22 protein-coding genes are annotated in these 19,133 nt (G+C 73.3%); 13 read left to right on the top strand and 9 right to left on the bottom strand.

The annotated features are described in order from the left end of the window. The first annotated feature begins 65 nt into the window (after nt 1–65). Both KIT14_24645 and KIT14_24640 read left to right on the top strand, forming a co-directional pair. Nucleotides 66–1,226 carry a cobalamin-independent methionine synthase II family protein gene (locus tag KIT14_24645; GenBank protein MCW5893716.1) on the top strand — a complete coding sequence of 387 codons (1,161 nt, stop codon included), beginning with the start codon at nt 66–68 and terminating at the stop codon, nt 1,224–1,226. A 36-nt stretch (nt 1,227–1,262) separates the two neighbouring features. Next, a complete protein-coding gene (locus KIT14_24640; GenBank protein MCW5893715.1) occupies nt 1,263–2,093 on the top strand; it encodes a hypothetical protein in 831 nt (276 codons plus the stop codon). Between the two features lie 39 nt (nt 2,094–2,132). On the opposite strand, the gene KIT14_24635 is transcribed toward KIT14_24640, so the two are convergent. Next, nucleotides 2,133–3,446, bottom strand: a complete 1,314-nt coding sequence (locus tag KIT14_24635; GenBank protein MCW5893714.1) for a hypothetical protein — start codon at nt 3,444–3,446, stop codon at nt 2,133–2,135. Nucleotides 3,447–3,861: 415 nt separating this feature from the next. On the opposite strand from KIT14_24635, the gene KIT14_24630 reads away from it, so the two are divergent. Beyond that, nucleotides 3,862–4,650 carry an enoyl-CoA hydratase/isomerase family protein gene (locus KIT14_24630; protein MCW5893713.1) on the top strand — a complete coding sequence of 263 codons (789 nt, stop codon included), beginning with the start codon at nt 3,862–3,864 and terminating at the stop codon, nt 4,648–4,650. A gap of 13 nt (nt 4,651–4,663) precedes the next feature. Here KIT14_24630 and KIT14_24625 read toward each other — a convergent pair whose 3' ends face one another. Further along, entirely contained in the window at nt 4,664–5,410 is a 747-nt protein-coding gene (locus KIT14_24625; protein ID MCW5893712.1) for an SDR family oxidoreductase, read from the bottom strand. Between the two features lie 105 nt (nt 5,411–5,515). Here KIT14_24625 and KIT14_24620 point away from each other — a divergent pair, with 105 nt between their 5' ends. The 4 genes from KIT14_24620 to KIT14_24605 are packed head-to-tail and all read left to right on the top strand — an operon-like array spanning nt 5,516 to nt 8,492. After that, entirely contained in the window at nt 5,516–6,061 is a 546-nt protein-coding gene (locus KIT14_24620) for a hypothetical protein (protein ID MCW5893711.1), read from the top strand. A gap of 60 nt (nt 6,062–6,121) precedes the next feature. Then, on the top strand, nt 6,122–6,472 hold the full coding sequence (locus KIT14_24615) for a hypothetical protein (GenBank protein MCW5893710.1): 351 nt from the start codon (nt 6,122–6,124) through the stop codon (nt 6,470–6,472). Next, on the top strand, nt 6,469–7,557 hold the full coding sequence (locus tag KIT14_24610) for an NAD(P)/FAD-dependent oxidoreductase (GenBank protein MCW5893709.1): 1,089 nt from the start codon (nt 6,469–6,471) through the stop codon (nt 7,555–7,557). The genes KIT14_24615 and KIT14_24610 overlap by 4 nt, the downstream gene beginning before the upstream one ends. A 5-nt stretch (nt 7,558–7,562) precedes the next feature. Further along, a complete protein-coding gene (locus KIT14_24605) occupies nt 7,563–8,492 on the top strand; it encodes a class I SAM-dependent methyltransferase (protein MCW5893708.1) in 930 nt (309 codons plus the stop codon). Between the two features lie 9 nt (nt 8,493–8,501). On the opposite strand, the gene KIT14_24600 is transcribed toward KIT14_24605, so the two are convergent. Beyond that, nucleotides 8,502–9,305 carry an acyl-ACP desaturase gene (locus tag KIT14_24600; protein ID MCW5893707.1) on the bottom strand — a complete coding sequence of 268 codons (804 nt, stop codon included), beginning with the start codon at nt 9,303–9,305 and terminating at the stop codon, nt 8,502–8,504. Nucleotides 9,306–9,388: 83 nt separating this feature from the next. On the opposite strand from KIT14_24600, the gene KIT14_24595 reads away from it, so the two are divergent. Continuing rightward, nucleotides 9,389–9,802 carry a rhodanese-like domain-containing protein gene (locus KIT14_24595; GenBank protein ID MCW5893706.1) on the top strand — a complete coding sequence of 138 codons (414 nt, stop codon included), beginning with the start codon at nt 9,389–9,391 and terminating at the stop codon, nt 9,800–9,802. A 9-nt stretch (nt 9,803–9,811) separates the two neighbouring features. On the opposite strand, the gene KIT14_24590 is transcribed toward KIT14_24595, so the two are convergent. Together KIT14_24590 and KIT14_24585 are read right to left on the bottom strand one after the other, a co-directional pair. Continuing rightward, the gene (locus KIT14_24590; GenBank protein ID MCW5893705.1) at nt 9,812–10,312 is read right to left on the bottom strand and encodes a hemerythrin domain-containing protein; all 501 of its coding nucleotides are present in this window, start codon (nt 10,310–10,312) and stop codon (nt 9,812–9,814) included. Next, nucleotides 10,204–10,725: a response regulator gene (locus KIT14_24585; GenBank protein MCW5893704.1), complete on the bottom strand. Its 522-nt coding sequence runs from the start codon at nt 10,723–10,725 to the stop codon at nt 10,204–10,206. The genes KIT14_24590 and KIT14_24585 overlap by 109 nt, the downstream gene beginning before the upstream one ends. Nucleotides 10,726–10,866: 141 nt before the next feature. Here KIT14_24585 and KIT14_24580 point away from each other — a divergent pair, with 141 nt between their 5' ends. Further along, nucleotides 10,867–11,697, top strand: a complete 831-nt coding sequence (locus KIT14_24580; protein ID MCW5893703.1) for a TIGR03619 family F420-dependent LLM class oxidoreductase — start codon at nt 10,867–10,869, stop codon at nt 11,695–11,697. Beyond that, nucleotides 11,694–12,110 (top strand): DUF4079 family protein, encoded by a 417-nt coding sequence (locus KIT14_24575; GenBank protein MCW5893702.1) that lies wholly within the window; start codon nt 11,694–11,696, stop codon nt 12,108–12,110. Before KIT14_24580 ends, KIT14_24575 begins: the two co-directional genes overlap by 4 nt. Here KIT14_24575 and KIT14_24570 read toward each other — a convergent pair. Continuing rightward, entirely contained in the window at nt 12,097–13,485 is a 1,389-nt protein-coding gene (locus KIT14_24570) for a sensor domain-containing diguanylate cyclase (protein MCW5893701.1), read from the bottom strand. The genes KIT14_24575 and KIT14_24570 overlap by 14 nt on opposite strands. Before the next feature lie 99 nt (nt 13,486–13,584). Here KIT14_24570 and KIT14_24565 point away from each other — a divergent pair, with 99 nt between their 5' ends. From KIT14_24565 to KIT14_24555, 3 genes are all read left to right on the top strand, one after another. Further along, nucleotides 13,585–14,769 (top strand): acyl-CoA dehydrogenase family protein, encoded by a 1,185-nt coding sequence (locus tag KIT14_24565; protein ID MCW5893700.1) that lies wholly within the window; start codon nt 13,585–13,587, stop codon nt 14,767–14,769. Between the two features lie 4 nt (nt 14,770–14,773). Beyond that, the gene (locus tag KIT14_24560) at nt 14,774–15,922 is read left to right on the top strand and encodes an acyl-CoA dehydrogenase family protein (protein MCW5893699.1); all 1,149 of its coding nucleotides are present in this window, start codon (nt 14,774–14,776) and stop codon (nt 15,920–15,922) included. An 84-nt stretch (nt 15,923–16,006) separates the two neighbouring features. Beyond that, nucleotides 16,007–16,663, top strand: coding sequence for a response regulator transcription factor (locus KIT14_24555; GenBank protein ID MCW5893698.1), 657 nt, complete (start codon nt 16,007–16,009; stop codon nt 16,661–16,663). 6 nt (nt 16,664–16,669) lie between these two features. Here the strand turns inward: KIT14_24555 and KIT14_24550 are convergent, their stop codons facing one another. The 3 genes from KIT14_24550 to KIT14_24540 all read right to left on the bottom strand — a co-directional run bounded on the left by KIT14_24550 (nt 16,670) and on the right by KIT14_24540 (nt 18,954). Next, nucleotides 16,670–17,596, bottom strand: a complete 927-nt coding sequence (locus KIT14_24550) for a paraslipin (protein ID MCW5893697.1) — start codon at nt 17,594–17,596, stop codon at nt 16,670–16,672. Between the two features lie 21 nt (nt 17,597–17,617). Beyond that, the gene (locus KIT14_24545) at nt 17,618–18,046 is read right to left on the bottom strand and encodes an NfeD family protein (protein ID MCW5893696.1); all 429 of its coding nucleotides are present in this window, start codon (nt 18,044–18,046) and stop codon (nt 17,618–17,620) included. A gap of 62 nt (nt 18,047–18,108) precedes the next feature. Beyond that, a complete protein-coding gene (locus tag KIT14_24540; GenBank protein MCW5893695.1) occupies nt 18,109–18,954 on the bottom strand; it encodes a tetratricopeptide repeat protein in 846 nt (281 codons plus the stop codon). Nucleotides 18,955–19,133 lie beyond the last annotated feature (179 nt).

Genomic DNA, 19,133 nt, shown 5'->3' with positions numbered 1-19,133 from the left:
CGAGCGTGTCGGCCCCGGCGCACGCCGGCCCTCGCCTGGGGCCGGGCGCGCCGCTATGAGGGCGCATGCAACGCAGCGTCGGGCGCATCCTGACGACCCACGCCGGAAGCCTGCCGCGCCCGCCCGAGCTCGTGGAGCTCTTCGTCAGGAAGAGCCGGCACGAGCCGTACGACGCTGCGGCGCTCGCGACCGCGGTCGAGGACGCGACCCGGCGGGTGGTGCGCGCACAGCTCGACTGCGGCATCGACGTCGGCAACGACGGCGAGCAGCAGCGCGAGAGCTTCTTCACCCATCTCCAGCATCGCATGCACGGCTTCTCCGGCGCGTGGGATCGGCCGCTGATGCGCGACCTCGTGCGCTATCCCGGCTTCCTGCGCCACAAGCTGCCCGACTTCTCGCGGACCATGGTGAGCCTCGTGCGCACACCGCAGGCGACCGCGGCGGTCGAGTACGCCGACGCCGCGGCGGTCGAGCGCGAGGCCGACCTCTACCGGCGCGTGCTCGCCGAGGAGGCGCCCGGCTTCACCGAGTCGTTCATGACCGCGCCGTCGCCGGGCATCGTCGCCTGCGCGATGGAGAACCGCCACTACAAACGCTTCGAGGACTACGTCGCCGGGCTCGCGGAGGCACTGCGTCACGAGTACCAGGCGATCGTCGCGCAGGGCTTCGTGCTCCAGATCGACGCGCCGGATCTGGCGATGGAGCGACACACGCGCTTCGCCGATCGCCCGCTCGACGAGTTCCTCGACTTCGTCGACCTCGTCATCCATTCGCTCAACCGGGCGCTGGCGCGCATTCCCCCGGAGCGGGTGCGCCTGCACGTCTGCTGGGGCAACTATGAGGGGCCCCACGACTGCGACCTCGACCTCGAGCCGCTGCTGCCGCACCTCTATCGCGCCCGCGTCGGCGGCCTCGTCCTGGCGCTGGCGAACCCGCGCCACCAGCACGAGTGGCGGTGCTTCCGCGACGCGCCGCCGCCGCGCAGCTGGCAGCTGGTCGCCGGCGTGATCGACACGACGACGAACTACGTCGAGCATCCGGCGTTGATCGCCGAGCGCCTCGAGCGGCTCGCGCACGTGATCGGCGATCCGCAACGCGTCGTCGCCGGCACCGACTGCGGCTTCGACACCGCGGCCGGCCTCGGCGCGGTGGCCGACGACGTCGTCTGGGCGAAGCTGCGCGCCCTCCGGGCCGGCGCCGACCTGGCCGCGCGCCGGCTCTTCTGATCCGTGGCGCGCGGCTCGAATCCGGCCGACCGCATCGTGCGCACGCGCCTCCGCGAGACGCTGCACTTCCCGGATCTCACCGAGCGGCTGACGCTGCGCCTGTCCGCGGTGCCGCGCTACACCGCGCGCTCGCACTTCGCGCCCTGGCACCGGATCCTCGGCGCCCCCGACTTCGCGGGCATGACCGGGGTGTTCACGCCGCTCACCTACGTCGAGATCGCCGTCGACGACGTGCCGTGCGATCTCGGCGGCAGGCTGGCGGTGCGCGGCGAGAGCGGGCTGGCGCGCGTCCTCGGCGCGGACGGCGCGGTGCGCCATCTCGTGCGCGACGGCCTGCACGCGCTGCACCGCGCCGACGGCACCCGCGTCGCCCGGGGACGCTACGTGAACACCTTCACGCGCTATGATCCCGATCCGGCCCGCCGCCGCGTGGCGACGCTCCCCGCGTCGCTCGGCCTCGGGCCGAGCCCGTCGCGGACGACGACGGCACCGACGCTCGGCGATCTGCTCGTCGAGGCGCGTCCGCCCGACGCGCGCGACGCGGAGCCGCAGGTTTGGCACCTCGGCCAGACGGACGCCAACCGGCACGTGAACGGCGTCGCCTACCTGCGGGTGCTGGAGGCGTTCGCGGCCGCCGTCCTGTTCGCCCGCGGCGACGACCTGCGCCGCCGATGGGCCGCGTCGGCCCGCATCGTCTACCGCAAGCCGTGCTTTCGCGGCGAGGCCTACCGGCGCGTCGCCTGGGTCCGCCCGGGCGAGCCGTGCGTCGTGGCGGCGGCGATCGTGAAGGAGGACGACGGTCCCGCCGCGCGTCCCGCCGTCGTGGTCGAGCTCACGATGCCGACCCACGACGCGGCGGCAGACTGACTGACGGGCGGGCGGCGATCGCCGTCCGCCCGCCGCCGCCTACTGGCAGGCGAGCGTGATGTGCTTGTCGGTGCGGGTCTCGTCCGTGCAGAAGCACCCGAGCACCGTCGAGTCGCGGCCGAACTGGCCCTTCGCGAACGGCGCCCGGATCTGCGCCTGCGCGACGGCGCCCTGCGAGACGCGGATCTTCTTACCCGCGATGTTGACGAGGATCGGCGGCTGGCCGATCGGCGCCATCAGCTTCGAGCCGGAGCCGATCGCGACGCTCTTCTCGACGCCGATGGTCACCGGGCCTTCGGTGAGGATCGCGGCGCCGCGGCCGGTCTTGATGTCGCAGAAGGTGAAGTCGCCCGGTGCGAGCCGCAGCGTGGCGCCGTTCATCACCCGCAGGTGGCCGTACACGCCGGGCGTGAGCGGGCTCTGGACGACGCCCGTCTTCACCACCACGGTCTCGTGCCCGCAGTCGATCGGGGGAATCTGGCAGTAGGGCTGCACGATCGGGAGCGTCGGCACGCTCGTGCCGTTGCGGAGCGTGGCCGTACGAACGACCTTCACCTTGTTTGCGGAGATGTGATCGACCGAGGACCCGTCGCTCACGGCGACGAGGTCGGCGACGATCTTCGTGCCGTCGGCCATGTACACGGACTTGCCGATCTGGATCTGGCCGTCCGGCGCGTTGGCGCCGATGCTCGCACGCAGGTCGCCGTCGTTGTTGAAGCGGCCGCGCCGGTTCACCATGAACGGCACGCCGTCGCAGCCGCAGGAGGCCGGGTCCAGGATCGTCGTGGTCGAGGTGGTGGTGCTGGTGCTCGTGGTCGTGGTCGACGTCGTCGTGGTCGGCAGCGTGGTGGTGCTGGTGGTGGTCGTCGTCGGATTGGTCGTCGTGGTGGTCGAGGTGGTGGTGCTCGTCGTCGTGGTGGTCGAGGTGGTGGTCGTCGTCGTGGTCGGCGGCGGCTTGCAGCCCTGCACGAGGAAGTTGACGTTGTCCTTGTGGTCGGTCGACGAGCTGCCGGTGATGATCTGGACGATGTGCTGGCCGCTTGCCGGATCCACCACCGTCCAGCCGCCGGGGAGGCCGATCAGCTGCACCCGGTAGCGGTCGTTTCGCGCCGGCAGGCCGATCTCGTAGTAGCCGCTGGCGTTCGTGTTGTTGGACCAGGTCGAGCCGGGCGAAGCGTCGAGCGACGTGGCCCGCGCCGTGATGCCCGACAGGAGGGTGTCCCCGGTGCCGATGACGCCGTTGTAGTCGTCATCGCAGTACACCTTGCCGCTGATGTGGTGCGCCAGCGCCGGAGCGGCGGCGACGAGCGAGGCGAGGAGGATCGAGCCGAAGACGACGTGACGCATATGCATGGAGGAGACCTTGGGAAAGTACTCTTGCGGGGGGTGTGGTGAAAATGTTGGGAAATTCAATAAGTTGCGATCGTCGCGAGACTGTGGCGAAGGTGTGTGGACTCGGTCGATCGTGTGCCGCGCGCGGCCGGGACGGATCGTCCTGGCTGCACGACGTCCATCCGAACGTCGCGCGGCGTAAGATCATGTCCGACGGTACCGCGTCAAGAATAAGGAAGGGGTACACGAAGAGATTAATCTACGGGTAGCGCTTGCGCTCTTGGCACTGGGTTTGGCCCGCCGCGCGCAATGCGCCGTGAATGGGCCGATGTAGTGCTGCGTTCGGCGAGCATGCGTCATGCAGCGCTTCTGAGGCACGTGCGGCCTCGGCCCCGGCCGGGGTGCCCCGCTCCGATCGCCATGGTATGCGCGGCGGATGTCCGAGTTCGGCATCGACGTGGATACCTCCGACGGCGTCGGCACGGTGACGCTGCGCAACCCCGCGCGCCGCAACGCCGTCCGTTTCGAGATGTGGGAGGCGCTGCCGCCGGCGATGGCGCGCCTCGCGGCGGACCGGTCCGTGCGGGTGGTGGTCCTCCGCGGCCACGGGACCGAGGCGTTCGCCTCGGGCGCCGACATCTCGGAGTTCGCGACCCGGCGGGCCGATCCCACGTCCGCGGCGGCGTACGAGGCGGTCACGGCGCGCGCGTTCGAGGCCATGCTCGGGCTGCCGCAGCCGCTGCTGGCGTCGATCCACGGGGTCTGCGTCGGCGGCGGGCTCGCAATCGCAGCGTGCGCGGATCTGCGGCTGGCCGCTGCCGACGCGCGCCTGGCCCTGCCGGCGGCGCGGCTGGGGCTCGGGTACCACCAGAGCGGGGTCGAGCGGCTCGTGCAGCTCGTGGGACCATCGGGGGCGGCGGAGCTGTTCTTCACCGCACGCACCTTCGACGCGGCGGGCGCGCTCGCCCTCGGGCTCCTCAGCCGGGTGGTGCCGAAGGCAGAGCTCGATGCGGAGACGGCCCGCACCGCGGGCATGATCGCCGGGAACGCGCCGCTCACGCTGCGGGCCGCGAAGCGGGCCATCAGCGAGAGCCTGCGTCCGGCCGGGACGCGGGATACGGCGGCCGTGCAGCGGCTGATCGCGGACTGCTTCGCGAGCGCGGACTACGCCGAAGGCGTGCGCGCGTTCCTCGAGAAGCGGCCCCCGCACTTCCGTGGCGAGTGAGCCGGCGGCGGCGTCACATGTAGCCGCCGCCGTTCGGGCTTAGCACCTGCCCGGTGACGAACCCGGCGTCGGGCGAGACCAGCCAGGCGACCGCCGCGGCGACGTCGTCGGCGGTGCCGAGGCGGCCGACCGGCATGTTGCGCACCGACTGCTCGAGCACCGCGTCGGGGATGCCCGACCCGCGCAGCATCGGCGTGTCGATCGGGCCCGGGGCCACGGCGTTGGCGGTGATCCCGCGCGGCCCGACCTCCTGCGCCAGCGCCTTCGTGAATCCGATGATGCCGGCCTTCGCCGCGGCATAGTGGCAGAGCTGGGGACCGCCGCGCACGCCGGCGACCGAGGAGAGGTTGACGATGCGGCCGTAGCCCGCGGCCAGCATGTCGGGCAGCACGGCGCGGGCACAGAGATAGGTGCCGCGCAGGTGCACGCCGATCATGCGGTCCCACGTGGCCTCGTCGAGGTCGACGAGCGGCGCGAAGCCGGCGATGCCGGCGCTGTTCACGAGCACGAGGAGCGGACCGTGCGCCGCGCGGGCGGCGGCGACGGCCGCGGCCACCGCCGTGCCGTCGGCGACGTCTGCGGTCGTGGACGCGGCGCGGCCGCCGGCGGCCGTGATCGCCTCGGCGGTGGCGGTCGCCGAGGCGGCGTCGCGATCGACGACGCTCACCGCGGCGCCGAGCGCGGCGAGGCGGAGCGCGACGGCCCGGCCGATGCCGGACCCGCCACCGGTCACGAGGGCATGTCGTTCGGCGAGGACCATGCGGCGGTTGTATCGCGGCCCGTTCGGGACCGCACGAGCGGCGGCGGCGGCCGATCGGCCGGCGAAGCTTGACGACCCTCGGGCCCGGGGAGCAAGCCATAAAGGATGCGTCGCGTGCTCGTGGGGAGCCTCGTCGTCCTCGTCCTGCTCGGCGGGGCCGCCTGGTACTGGCAGAGCGAGCTGATCGGCTTCGGCGCCCGCTGGTACCTGACGCGGATGGCGTCGAGCGAGGGCGACGCCGGCGGCCTCGAGAAGCGTCGCCGGGTGGTCGCGCAGATGAACCGGATGCTGCTCATGGGCCCGGCGCCCGACGCGATCGTGCCCGAGCTCTTCGACGTGGTGACGGCGCTCTCGTCGCGTGCCGCCACCGGCGCGATGTCGCTGAACTGGTCGGCGTACGTCTACACGACCTACCAGCAGGACATGCTGCGCGATCGCCCCGACGGCGCGCCGCGCCGCACCCCGGAGCAGGTCGAGGCCGAGGTGCAGCGCCTGGTCGCGTTCTACGCCATCCAGAAGCGACCCGAGACGCAGGGCATTCGCGTCGGCGACCTCCTCGGCACCGGCGACGACAGCATCAGCCTCGAGGAAATCGAGGAGGCCGACCGCACGGGCAAGGCGATCGACCTGCGTCAACGCGGGGCGAACTGAGCGCGCCCGGCGGCTGCGGGCGCGTCCACGGTGGGCGCGCGGCTTCCCGCCTGCGCGGTCGTGCGCTACACGGACGGCATGGCGACGAGCGCGGTGCGCGCGGGCTCGCTCCTGCGGCGGGTGTTCGCCCCGCTGCGGGTGCCGGTCGCGTTCCGCCTCTGGGACGGATCGACCGTCACCGCCGGAGCCGCGGGCGTGCCCGCATTCACCGTCGTGCTGCCGCGCCGGCGCGTGCTGCGGCGGCTCCTGCTGCGTCCCACGCCGCTCGCCTTCGGGACGGCGTGGATCGACGGCGGGCTCGACCTCGAGGGCGACCTGTTCGCGGCCATGACCGCCGGACAGGACCTCGAGGGGCTGCGGCCGTCGCTCGTGCTGCGCGCGGCGGCATTGCTCGAGGCGGTGCGGCCGTGACCGCCGACGTGCTCGTCGTCGGCGGCGGGCCCGCGGGCAGCACCGTCGCGCGCAAGCTGGCAGAGGGCGGGCGGCGCGTCCGCCTGCTCGATGCGGCACGCTTCCCGCGCGTGAAGCTCTGCGCCGGTTGGGTGACGCCGGCGGCGCTGGACGACGCCGAGGTCGATCCGCAACGCTATCCGCACACGATCCAGCCCTTCGACGCCGTGACCGTCGACGTCGACGATCGCACGCACGAGACGCGCTGGGCGCGGGCAGCGAGCTACGGCATCGTGCGCGCGGAGTTCGACGCCCATCTCCTCGCCCGCGCGCGCGCGGCGGGGGTCGACGTCCGCGAGGGCCAGCGGGTTCGCCATGTGGCATCCGTGCCCGGCGGCCTCGCGCTCGAGACCGACGGCGAGCGCCTCACCGCGCCGCTCGTCGTCGGCGCCGGCGGCTACCAGTGTCCCGTCGGGCGCGCGCTCGGGGCGCCCGATCCGGACGAGGCGGTCGTCGTCACGCAGGAGAGCGAGACGCGCATCGGGGCCGACCGCCTGCGCCCCCTGACGCCGTGCTTCGGCACGCCGGAGCTCTTCGCCGAGCCCGACTTCCACGGCTACGGCTGGTACTTCACCAAGGGCGACTTCCTGAACGTGGGGGTCGGCGCCGTGGGCGGGCTGCCGATCGCGAAGCGCCTCGCGCGCTTCCTCGAGCGCCTGCGCGCGCTCGGCCGCCTGCCGGGCGGCGTCGCGCTGACGCCGTTCCGCGGCCACGCCTACACGGTGCGTCGCGATCGGCCGCGGCGCATCGGCGGGTCGTGCTTCGTGCTGATCGGGGACAGCGCCGGACTGGCGCACGACTGGTCGGGCGAAGGGATCGGTCCGGCCCTGCGCAGCGCGCGCATCGCCGCCAGCCTGATCCACGACGACCGTGCCGACGCGTATCCCGAGCACGTCGCCGACGCCTTCGGTGTACCGTCGCGTCTCGCGCGGGCGGTCGCGCGGCACGTGCCGATGCGGCTCGTCACCGCCGCGGCGCGTCTCGCCTGCACGCTGCCGTGGACCCGCCGCCGTCTCGTGCTCGAGGGCGCGTTCGGGATGGGCTGAGGCGGATGACCTGGTTCGCTCGGGGCGCGGATCGGCGGGCGATCGCGCACCACTACGATCTCTCGAACGACTTCTACGCGCTCTTCCTCGACCGGCGCATGGTCTACACGTGCGCCTGGTACCGCGCACCCGACGTCGACCTCGACACCGCGCAGGAGGACAAGCTCGAGCTCGTCTGTCGCAAGCTCGACCTGCGGCCGGGGGCGCGCCTGCTCGACGTCGGCTGCGGATGGGGCGGGCTGCTCCTGTGGGCCGCCCGGCACCACGGCGTCGAGGGCGTCGGGGTCACCCTCTCGGTGGCGCAGGCGGCCTTCGCGGAGGAGGCGATCCGTCGCGAGGGGCTCGAGCGGCGGCTCCGCGTCGTGCTCGCCGACTGGCGATCCCTCCCGCCCGCGGCGGCCGACTTCGACGCCGTCGCCGCGGTGGGCCTCCTCGAGCACGTCGGCATCGCGGCGACCCCGCTGCTGCTGGCGACCACGTGGCGGTGTCTCCGGCCCGGCGGGCGCCTGCTCGTCCAGGCCATCAGCCGCGACGTGCGCTGGCGGCCCACGAGCCTCCAGCGCTTCCTCGACCGCCACGTGTTCCCGCGCGGCGAGCTCCAGGCGATCAGCACGCTCGCCGGCGAGGTGGAGCGTGCCCGCTTCGCGCTGCTCGACGTCGAAGGGCTGGGCGAGCACTACGCGCGGACCACGCGCCAGTGGGCCGAGCGGCTCCGGGCGCGTGCCGACGAGGCGCGCGCGCTGGTCGGCGAGCGGACGTATCGGGTGTGGCTGGCCTACCTCGTCTCGGCCTCGGTGGCGTTCGCGCAGGGCTCGATCGGGCTCTACCAGACGCTGGCCACGAAGCCCGCCGGTGCGGACGCGGCGCGGTCCCCGCGCACGCGCGCGGCCTGGTACGCCCCGACGCCGTTGCCGCCGCTCGAGCGTGCCGGCTGAGCCGGCGCGTCAGCCGGCGGGGACGAGCGCGATCGGCGGGGCTGCCGGCGAGACGTGCGCGCGATCGAGCCAGCGCTCGACGACGCGGGCATCGTCGAAGCCGGGGAGCCGTCCGAGCGCCGCATCGATGCGGCGTGCGGCGGCATGACCCTCCGGGCCGCCGAAGAGGAAGTCCGCCAGCGCCCGCACCTCGGCGTCGGCCTGGACCCCGGAGCCGACCGGGGCCCAGAAGCGATCGACGAGGACGCGGGTGATCCGTCGCGCCGCGGGCGCAGCGAGGCGGCGGGACGCCTGCCGGGCGTAGAAGGCGTAGTGCCGGGCCTCGTCGCGGACCAGGCGCGCGAGCAGCGCCGTGAGGACGGGATGGTCCGCCAGCGCGGCGAGACGCTGATAGGCGGCGAGCGCGGTGAGCTCGTTGATCGCGCCCCACGTCATGTGCACGGCGACGAAATCGGGCCAGGTGCGGCTGAGCGCCGCCATGGCGCGTTCCTGGAGGCGGTGGATCGGCGGGGCGTGCGAGCGCACGCGCGCCGCCGGCGCATACCCTGCCGCGCGCAGGAAGCGGTCGAGCGCCCGGCCGTGCGCGGTCTCCTCGTAGAACCAGGTGGCGAGGAAGGTCGCGACGGCCGGCTCGTCGATCGCGCGCGTCGCGAGGAGCTGGCGGAGATAGACGATCGTGTGCGCTTCGACGTCCTGCATGTAGCGCAGCGCGCGCACCGTCGCGGGCCGCAGCGGCGTGCGCGGGACGTCGTCCCAGCGGATGTCGTCCACGTCCACGGCCCGCGAGCGGCTCCACCAGGCGTCGTTCGTCATCGCGCGCCGCCGACGAGATCCCAGATCACCGCCGGACTCCAGACCGGTTGACAGCCGTCGTACGGCCCGCCCATCTTCGTCGCATGACGAGGCGCGACGTCGGCGTGGCGGAGGCCCACGCCGTGCTGACGAACGATCCGGCAGCCGTCTACCTCGACGTGCGGACGGCGGGCGAGTTCGAAGCCGGGCATCCGGTCGGTGCCCGCAACGTGTCGGTGCTCGTGCGCGATCCGGCGAGCGGGCGTCCCATGCTGAACCCCGACTTCGCGGCGATCGTCGGCCGGCACTTCGCGAAGGCCACGACGCTCGTGGTCGCCTGCCAGAGCGGGGTGCGCTCGCTGCACGCGTACGAGCTCCTCGCGGCGGCGGGCTTCACGCGCCTCGTGCACCTGCGCCCCGGCTTCGGCGGCGCGCAGGGGCCGGACGGCCGGCTCGAGCCCGGCTGGGGCGACAGCGGTCTGCCGATCGAGACGGGATCCGGCGGCCGGCTCGACTGAGGCGTGCGCTCAGCGCGTCGCCGGCCGGGGCGGCAGGGCCTCGCGGATCGCGTCGGCCAGGCGCTGGCCGTCGTCGGCGGCGACGTCGGGGAAGTGCTCGAACAGCTCACGCTCCTCGCGGCGCACGTGTCGCTCGAGCTCCTCGCCGAAGGCGAGCAGGGCGGCGTCGAGCGCCGGGCCGCCGGCGTCGGCCGCGGTGGCGACGGCGTCGCGTCGCGCCGCCAGCGTCCGGTGCTCGGCGACGAGCGCATCGAGCAGCGGCGCCGCGTCGGCGAGGTGGGTGCGGAGGAACGGGAAGAGCAGCGTCTCCTCGGCGGCGAAGTGGCCGACGAGGTGGCGGTCCCAGAACGCGAGCGTCTCGGCGGCGCGCGACGCCGGCGTGCTCGCGGGGGTCATGGCCGTCACCGGACCCGGCGGAGCGGGATGGCGCAGTCGGAAGGCGAGCCCGAGGGCGTCGCGGTGGTCGTGGGAGAGCGGAACGAGGCTCGGATGTCGCCGTCGCCGGGCCATGCCACGCCCTGTAGCGGCTCGCCGTCGATCGGGCCAGGGCAGCGGGTATGGTGGGCGAGGACCGCCAGCAGCTCGTCGGGATCGACCGACTTGCGCAGGACGGCGGCGACCCCGAGGACGACCGCCTGCGCGGCCAGCTCGGCGTCGGCGGACCAGAGCACGACCGGCAGCGCGGCGAGCCGCGGGTCGGCGTGGAGGGCGCGGCGCAGCTCGGTACCGTCCATCCGCGGCATGTGCAGGTCGAGCAGCACGACACAGGGAAGGGGGGCGCCGGCGAGACGGCGGAGGGCCTCGACGCCGTCGCGCGCCACGACGACGTCGAAGCCGCCGTACTCGAGCACCGCGACGCCGGCGCGGCGGGTCGCCGGATGATCTTCGACCAGGAGAACGCGATGCCGATGGTTCTGCTGCACCCGCCGACGGTAGCGACGGCGCCGCGCCGAGGCGATCGGATTACCCGTTGCTCCGCCTCCCGGCGGAGCGGTAGGCGCGCGCCGACGATGCGGGAGGCGGCAGCTTGACGCTCCGGCACCCCGGTGCCAGCGTCGGCCCGGATGCGATTCGGGCTCTTCGGCGTCAACTTCGGCGCCTGCGCCGATCCGGCGACGCAGACACGCGTCGTGCGTGCGGCCGAGGAGAGCGGATTCGACTCCGTGTGGACGGGCGAGCACGTCGTCCTGCCGGTTCGCGACAACCCCGTGCCGACGCCGCCCGAGACGCCGATGCTCGACTCGCTGGTCGCGCTCACGCGGGCCGCGGCGCTGACCTCGCGGATGAAGCTCGGTACCGGCATCCTGGTGTTGCCGCATCACAACCCGGTGGTGCTCGCGAAGGCGCTGGCGTCCCTCGACGTCGTTTCCGAGGGCCGGCTCATCGCCGGCTTCGCCGGCGGCTACGTCGCGGCCGAGTTCCGCGCGCTGGGCGTCGACTTCACGAAGCGCGGCGCCATCACCGACGATGCGCTCGCCGCCATCCGCGCGCTGTGGACGGAGGAGGTTCCGGTGCATCGGGGCCGCTTCACGTCGTTCGCCGACGTCCGCTTCGAGCCGAAGCCGCGCCAGCGGCCGCATCCGCCCATCGTCATCGGCGGCGGCGGTGCGTCGGCGCTCGCGCGCGCGGCCCGCCACGACGGCTGGTACGGCTTCGCACGCACGGTCGACGACACCGCCGGCATCGTGCGCGAGCTCGCACGGCTGCGCCGCGAGCTCGGCCGGGACGGGGCGCCGTTCGAGATCTCGCTCACGACCTTCGAGCGGCTCGACGAGGCGCTGCTCGAGCGCGCCGAGGCCGCCGGCATCCATCGCCTCATCGTCCAGCCCCGGGTGCGGCCCGAGGGCCTCGAGGATCGCGTCCGCGAGATCGGCGCGCGCTTCTGCCGGGCGTGACCGCCGACGCGACCCTCGTCTCCTGGCTGCATCCGCTGGTCGGGCTGGTGACGGTGCTGCTCGCGCTGCGGCTGGCGAGCCTCGGGCTGGCGATGCAGCGCGGCGGGCGGCGCGCCGGCGCCGCCCGCCGCGCACATGCGCGTTTCGGTCCCTGGCTCGTCGCGCTGGTCGTGCTCAGCTGGCTCGGCGGCTGGCTCACGGTGTGGCTCGTGCGCGACGACCTCCACCCGGCGGCGAGCATGCACTTCCGTCTCGGCACGCTGATGCTCGCCGCGGTGGTCGCGGCGGCGGTGGTCTCGCGGTCGATGGCGACCGCGGATTGGGCCCGCCGCGTCCACCCGTGGCTCGGCGCCGTCGTCGTGCTGCTCGCCGGCCTGCAGGTGTTCATCGGCTGGCAGCTCATGCGCTGGTGAGCGTCGGAGTGGACAGCGCGACGCCGTTGCGGCCGCCGCGTTTCACCGCGTACATCGCGCCGTCGGCGGCACGGAACAGGCCGTCGGCGTCGGCGGCGTGCAGTGGATAGGTCGCGACGCCGATGCTCGCCGTGACCCCGCTCACGTCGACGTCGAGATCGCCCGGCCGGCGGCAGCTCTCGATCGTCGCGCGCACGGCCTCGCCGATGCGCAGCGCGTCCGCGGTCGGCGTCTCGGGCAGCACGACGACGAACTCGTCGCCGCCGAAGCGGGCGGCGACGTCGCCCGGCCGCAGCAGCCGGCCGATGAGCCCGCCCAGGTGCGCGATGGTGGCGCTGCCGACGAGATGGCCGTAGCGGTCGACCACCTCCTTGAAGTGATCGAGATCGGCGACGAGCAGCGATACGGGCCTGACGCGCGCCACCAGCGCCGGCAGGACCTCGTTGAAGTAGCGCGTGTTGCCGAGGCCGGTGAGGTCGTCGGTGCGGGCGGCGAGATGGGCGCGGCGGTAGAGGGCGGCGTTGTCGAGCGCCAGGGCGGCGTGCTCGGCGAGCAGCTCGACGAGGTGCAGCTCCTCCTCGGTGAACGGGCGCCCGTCGAAGCGGTTGATGACCTGGACGACGCCGAGGAGCGTGCCCTGTTTCACGAGCGGGACGCAGAGCATGCTGCGCGGGCGCAGGCCGGTGAGGCCCGCCACGGTCGGGTCGTGGCGCGGATCGGCCGACGCGTCGTCGAGCCGCAGCGGGGTGCGGTGCGCCGCCACCCAGCCGGCGATGCCCTGGCCGATCGGCAGTCGCAGGCCGTCGATCACGCCGGGCTCGAGCGCGCGCGTGGCACGCAGCGCGAGCTGGTTGCCCTCCGGATCGCGCAGCCGCAGCTCGGTGGTGCCGCACGGGACCGCGGCCGCGAGCCGCGCGAACACGCCGGCCATGGCCGCGCGATCCCGTGTGAGGCGCTCCGGATCGAGCGTCGCGGCGATCTCGCCGGCCGCCGTCGCCGCGCGGGCGCGGGCCGCGTCGTCGAACGGCTGGCCGTCGAACGGCGCGCGCAGAACGACGGCACCGAGCGGGAGCCCGTCGCGCTCGAGGGGGACGGTACACACGCAGCCCGCGGGCTCGGTCGCGGCCGGTGACGGCTCGGGGACGCCGACGAGCGTGTTCTCGCGCAGCGTCTCGGTCGCGGCGAAGACCAGCTCCCCGCGCGTGGGGTCGTGCAGCAGGAGCGACAGCGCCTCGGCCTGGGTGAGCGCCTTGATGCGCCCCAGGATCGCGCGCAGGACGGCCGGTAGGTCGAGGCTCGACGTGATCGCGCGGACGGCGTCGACGACCGTCTCGAGCTCGTGGACGCGCCGGGCGAGGGCGTCGCGCGTGGGCACGCCCGCGGCGGTAGCACGCGGAAAAGGAGCCCGCCACCGCGCAGGCGCGCGCCGCGCCGAGTCGTTGCACCGGGGATGCCACGACGCTAGCGTCCGCCGATGGCCGATCTCGAGACGTTCCGGGAAGAGACGCGCCGCTGGCTCGAGGCGAACGCGCCGGCCGCGATGCGCACGCCGCCGACGTCGGCGGACGAGGTCTGTTGGGGCGGGCAGAAGGGCACCTATCCGCCCGACACGCGGCGCTGGCTCGCGGTGATGGCGGAGCGCGGCTTCACGGCGCCGACCTGGCCGCGCGAGTACGGCGGCGGCGGGCTGTCGAAAGACGAGGCGAAGGTCCTCGGGCAGGAGATGGCGGCGCTGCGTCTGCGGCCGGCGCTCATCGGCTTCGGCCTCGAGATGATCGGGCCGCTCCTCCTCCAGGCCGGCACCGAGGAGCAGAAGGTGCTGCACCTGCCGCGCATCACCCGCGGCGAGGTGCGCTGGTGCCAAGGCTACTCCGAGCCGGGCGCCGGCTCCGACCTGGCCGGGCTCCAGACGCGGGCCGTGCGCGACGGCGACCACTACGTCCTGAACGGCCAGAAGGTATGGACGTCGTACGGCGACAAATCGGACTGGATGTTCATCCTCGTCCGCACCGATACGACGGTGAAGCACGGCGGCATCACGTTCCTGCTCATGGACATGGCGTCGCCCGGCGTGCAGGTGCGGCCCATTCGGCTGATCAGCGGCGCGTCGCCGTTCTGCGAGACGTTCTGCACCGACGTCCGCGTGCCGGTCGCGAACGTCGTCGGCCAGGAGAACGCCGGCTGGAACATCGCGAAGATGCTGCTGCGCTTCGAGCGCAATATGATCGCCGACGTCTTCAAGGAGCGCGACGACCGCTCGCGCCTCCTCAAGATGGCGCGCCGCTACCTGCCCGCGAGCGAGGGCGGTCGCGTCGCCGACCCGGTCCTGCGCGACCGCATCACCCAGGTCGAGCTCGACCAGCTCTGCTTCGATCTCACCCTCGCGCGCTCGCGCGACCGGCTGAAGGTCGGCCAGGCGCCCGGCGCCGAGACCTCCTTCTTCAAGCTGTACGGCACCGAGCTGAACCAGCGCCGGCGCGAGCTGATGATGACGCTCGCCGGCCCGCAGGCGCTCGGCTGGGAAGGCCCCGGCTTCGCCGACGACGAGCTCGCGCTCACCCGCGACTGGCTCCGCTCCCGCGGCAACACGATCGAGGGCGGCACCTCCGAGATCCAGCTCAACATCATCGCCAAGCACGTGCTCGGCCTTCCGGACTGAACCCATGGCACTCGTCCTCACCGAAGAGCAGCAGCTCCTGCAGCACACCGCCCGCGAGCTGGTCGCGGGCCGCTCGTCGTGGAAGCGCCTGCGTGCGCTGCGCGACGATCCCGAGTCCGACGGTTTCTCGCGCGACCTCTGGGCCGAGATGGCGCGGCTCGGCTGGGTCGGCATCCCGATCGCCGAGACCCACGGCGGCGCCGGCCTCGGCTGGACCGAGCTGGGCGTGGTCATGGAGGAGCTCGGGCGCGGCCTCCTGCCGGAGCCGATCGTCGGCACCGTGCTCCTCGGCGCGACGGCGCTCCAGCTCGCCGGCTCCGATGCCCAGCAGCAGGCGCATCTGCCCGCGGTGGCGGCCGGCGAGCGCTTCCTCGCGCTCGCCTATCAGGAGGGGCAGAGCCGCTGGAACGTCCACCACGTCGAGACCCGCGCCGAGCGCGCGGGGAGCGGCTGGAAGCTGAGCGGCGAGAAGCTCCACGTGCTCGACGGCCAGATCGCCGACTGGTTCGTGGTCTCGGCCCGCACGGCGGGCGAGGTCGCCGACGCCGGCGGCGTGACGCTCTTCCTCGTGAAGCGCGACGCCCCGGGTGTCACCGTCACCACGCAGCGTCGGGTCGACGCCCGCGGCGCGGCGATCGTACGCCTCGACAGCGTGACCGTGTCGGCCGACGCCGTGCTGGGTCCGGAGGGGCAGGGCGCGGCGCTGCTCGAGCGGGTCCTCGACCGCGCGATCATCGGCCTCTGCGCCGAGATGCTGGGCGGCATGGTCGCCTGCTTCGAGATGACGCTCGCCTATCTGAAGACGCGACGGCAGTTCGGGATGCCGATCGGCTCGTTCCAGGCGCTCAAGCACCGGGCGGCGCGGCTCTTCGTCGAGACCGAGCTGGTCCGCTCGATCGTCCTGGCGGCGATGCGTGCGCTCGACGACGGCGCCGACGACGGCCAGGTGGCCCGCCTCGCCTCGGCCGCGAAGGTCCGCTGCTCCGAGGCCTACGTCCTCATCGCCAACGAGGGCGTGCAGATGCACGGGGGCATCGGCATGACCGACGAGCACGACGTGGGGTTCTTCCTGAAGCGCGCCCGCGCGGCCGAGCTGACCTTCGGCGACGCGGCATTCCATCGTGATCGGGTGGCTCGTCTCGATGGCTACTGACGCGCAAGTCGGATTTGATTTGCACTAGGGAGGCATCTAGGGCTATGCGAAAACGTCTGGTCGTCGCTGGACGATCGGCCGTACATGACGAGTCATACTCGAGTGGTGATCCAGAACCCCTACGCGCTCGAGCGCGAAGGGATGGCAGCGCTCCTGCGCAGCGCCGATGGCGTGGAGGTGGTCGGCACCAGCGCGGACTGCGACGGAACGGCGGCTCTGGTCGGGGAGGGCGCTGTTCCGGCGGTCGTCCTGGTCGACCTCCAGTCGGATGGGGATGGCGACGGGCTCGGTGACGTACGCCGGCTGCACGGCCTGGGGACGCCGCCGCGGGTCGTGGTCCTGCGCCGCGACTACGTCCGCGAGCAGGTGCTCGCCGCGTTCGAGGCCGGAGCCAGCGCCTGCGTGTCGACGTCGGCCGATCTCGCCGATCTGCTGACCGCCGTGCAAGCCGCCGAGACCGGCCGCACGTACTGCTGTCCGATCGTCGCCCGGTCCTTGATCGAGGCGCAGAAGCCCCCGTCCGACGTCCCGACGCCGGGGCTGCGGCCCCTGACGCCGCGCGAGCTCGAGGTGCTCGAGCGGATCGCGCGCGGGCAGACCGATCGGCAGATCGCGACGACGCTCGGGCTGGCGGTGGGCACCGTCCACACCCATCGCAAGCACATCATGGCGAAGCTCGGCGTCCACAACGTCGCCGGCCTGCTGCGCCGCGCCCGTGCGCTCGGCCTGCTGCGCGGCTGACGCGCGTCAGCCGCGCGGACGCGTCTGGTCGAGCGCGGCCATCACGGTGGCCACCATCCCGCCGACGTCGGCGAGATTGGCGGGGAGGATCATCGTGTTGTTCTCGCGCGCCAGCAGACCGAACTGCGTCAGGTACTGCTCGGCGACACGCAGGCGCACCGCCTCGGCGCCGCCCGGCACCTGCGTCGCCTCGGCGACCCGCCGGATGCCTTCGGCGGTCGCGGCGGCGATGGCCTCGATCGCCTGCGCAGCGCCCTCGGCCTCGTTCACCTGCTGCTGACGCTTCGCCTCCGACGCTTTGATGACCTGCTGCTTCTCGCCCTCGGCGTTGTTGATGGCGGCATCGCGCGTGCCCTCCGACGTGAGGATGACGGCGCGCTTCTCGCGCTCGGCGCGCATCTGCTTCTCCATCGCGGCGAGCACGTCGTTCGGCGGCGTGATGTTCTTGATCTCGTAGCGCAGCACCTTGACGCCCCACGGCTCCGACGCCTTGTCGAGCTCGCTCACGATCGCCGCGTTGATGTGGCCGCGCTCCTCGAACGTCCGGTCGAGATCGATCTTGCCCATCTCGCTGCGCAGCGTCGTCTGCGCCAGCTGGGAGATCGCGAAGCCGAAGTCTGCGACGCCGTAGGACGCGCGCTCGGGGGTCAGCACCTGAAGGTAGAGCACGCCGTCGACGTGCACCTGGACGTTGTCGCGTGTGATGCAGACCTGCTCCGGGATGTCGACCGCGGTCTCCTTCAGCGAGTGCCGGTAGCGGATGACGTCGAGGAACGGCCACAGGATGTGGAAGCCCGCCTGGAGCGTGCCGCGATACTTGCCGAGCCGTTCGACGACGTAGGCGTTCTGCTGCGGCACGACGACCGCGGTCTTCGCCACCACCCAGGCGACCAGCACCGCGAGAACCACCACCACCGTCAACGCGCCCGACATCCCGTCCTCACTTTCCGCGCGTCATTCCGCGCGCAGCCAGAGCGTCAGCCCCTCGATCCGCACGACGCGGCAGCGCTGGCCGCGTGCGAGCGCCGCCGGGCCGTCGTGCCGCGCCGACCAGACGGTCCCGCGCAGCTCCGCGCGTCCGACCTGGCCCGGCGCGAGGTCTTCCTGGAGCACGGCCACCTCGCCCACGACCGTGCCCGGCGCGTGGGCTCCGCCGCCGAACGAGCGGCGCAGCAGCTTCTGGCGGAAGAGCACGAGCGAGCCGACCGACCCGAGCGAGAAGAGCAGCCACTGCACCCAGTCCGGGCCGGCGAGACCGAAGAGGGCGAGACCGGCGACGACCAGCGCGGCCACGCCGAAGAACAGCGTGAAGAAGCTGCCGGGGGTCGCGACCTCGATGCCGAGCAGGAAGAGCCCGCCCAGTGCCCACATCCACCACGTCATCGCCGGCGCCGACCCTAGACGGCGCCCGCACGGGGTTCAACCCGCGGACCGGTGCGGCCGGCTCAGTGGAGCGTCGGCTCCTGGTCGGCGAGACGGGCGAGACGGCCCCGGACGTCGTCGGCGTCGTCGGCGTCGGGCGCGATCTCGAGGTAGCGGCGGAAGTCGTCGGCCGCCGCGGCGGGACACTCGAGCGCCTCGTAGAGCGTGCCGCGGGTGCGGATGTCGTCGGGCGAGCGCGGCGTGAGGACGAGGAGCAGATCGACCGCGTGCAGCGCAGCGAGATGCTCGTCGCGCTCCTGGTAGATGCGCAGCAGGTTGCGGAGCATCCGGGCGAGGATCGCGCGCAGGCTCGTCGGCTCGACGAACTCGCTCGGCACCTCGGCGAAGCGCGGTCCGCTGCGGCCGCTCGACTGCGCCAGCGAGTGCAGGCGCGCCAGCAGGTCGTCGTCGCGGAGTCGCGTGCCGCCGTGGAAGGGGTCGAGCAGGATGGGCTCGCCGGTGCTCGGCACGCGCACGAGGAAGTGGCCGGGGAAGCCGACGCCCTCGAGCGGCACGCCGACGCGGCGGCCGACCTCCATCATCACGACCGCGAGCGAGATGGGGATGCCGACGCGTCGGGTGAGGACGTCGTTGAGGAAGCTGTTGCGCGGGTCGTAGTAGTCGTCCTGGTTGCCGCGAAAGCCGCAGTCTTCGAAGAGGAAGCGCGCCAGCGCCGTCGCGCGTTGCTCGAGATTTCCCTCGGGCAGATGCCGGCGCGCCGCTGCGGCGAGATCGTCGAGGGACTGGAGCCACGCCTCGGGCTCCAGCTGGGGATACGCGATGCGCGCGATCTCGAGCGCCGCACGCGCGAGATCGACGGGGTGGTCGGGGCCGACGAGGGCAGCGAAGCGATCGCGGATGCCTGCCATCAGTGGAACCGCGACCGGGAAGACCTGAGGGATGGTGCCATCGCTGCGGGCGCGGAGCGTACCGGAGACGCGGTCACGCGAGCAAGACGCGGGCGGCCAGGCATCCGGCATGGCGCGTGAAACGACCGACGCGTCGGCGAGGTCGTCGCCGCGCGTCCGTCGTCCGTCTTGGCGGCTCG

It is taken from the genome of bacterium (assembly GCA_026129405.1).
Lineage (GTDB): Bacteria > Desulfobacterota > Binatia > DP-6 > DP-6 > JAHCID01.
Note: the sequence above shows the minus strand (reverse complement) of the source record. Positions and strands in the feature narration are given on the sequence as shown.

Bases quoted from the DNA above. Each gene is read 5' to 3' on its own strand.
- KIT14_24645 (MCW5893716.1), top strand. From the start codon at position 66: ATGCAACGCAGCGTCGGGCGCATCCTGACGACCCACGCCGGAAGCCTG.
- KIT14_24635 (MCW5893714.1), bottom strand. From the start codon at position 3,446: ATGCATATGCGTCACGTCGTCTTCGGCTCGATCCTCCTCGCCTCGCTC.
- KIT14_24630 (MCW5893713.1), top strand. From the start codon at position 3,862: ATGTCCGAGTTCGGCATCGACGTGGATACCTCCGACGGCGTCGGCACG.
- KIT14_24625 (MCW5893712.1), bottom strand. From the start codon at position 5,410: ATGGTCCTCGCCGAACGACATGCCCTCGTGACCGGTGGCGGGTCCGGC.
- KIT14_24620 (MCW5893711.1), top strand. From the start codon at position 5,516: ATGCGTCGCGTGCTCGTGGGGAGCCTCGTCGTCCTCGTCCTGCTCGGC.
- KIT14_24605 (MCW5893708.1), top strand. From the start codon at position 7,563: ATGACCTGGTTCGCTCGGGGCGCGGATCGGCGGGCGATCGCGCACCAC.
- KIT14_24600 (MCW5893707.1), bottom strand. From the start codon at position 9,305: ATGACGAACGACGCCTGGTGGAGCCGCTCGCGGGCCGTGGACGTGGAC.
- KIT14_24595 (MCW5893706.1), top strand. From the start codon at position 9,389: ATGACGAGGCGCGACGTCGGCGTGGCGGAGGCCCACGCCGTGCTGACG.
- KIT14_24590 (MCW5893705.1), bottom strand. From the start codon at position 10,312: ATGGCCCGGCGACGGCGACATCCGAGCCTCGTTCCGCTCTCCCACGAC.
- KIT14_24580 (MCW5893703.1), top strand. From the start codon at position 10,867: ATGCGATTCGGGCTCTTCGGCGTCAACTTCGGCGCCTGCGCCGATCCG.
- KIT14_24565 (MCW5893700.1), top strand. From the start codon at position 13,585: ATGGCCGATCTCGAGACGTTCCGGGAAGAGACGCGCCGCTGGCTCGAG.
- KIT14_24560 (MCW5893699.1), top strand. From the start codon at position 14,774: ATGGCACTCGTCCTCACCGAAGAGCAGCAGCTCCTGCAGCACACCGCC.
- KIT14_24555 (MCW5893698.1), top strand. From the start codon at position 16,007: ATGACGAGTCATACTCGAGTGGTGATCCAGAACCCCTACGCGCTCGAG.
- KIT14_24550 (MCW5893697.1), bottom strand. From the start codon at position 17,596: ATGTCGGGCGCGTTGACGGTGGTGGTGGTTCTCGCGGTGCTGGTCGCC.
- KIT14_24545 (MCW5893696.1), bottom strand. From the start codon at position 18,046: ATGACGTGGTGGATGTGGGCACTGGGCGGGCTCTTCCTGCTCGGCATC.
- KIT14_24540 (MCW5893695.1), bottom strand. From the start codon at position 18,954: ATGGCAGGCATCCGCGATCGCTTCGCTGCCCTCGTCGGCCCCGACCAC.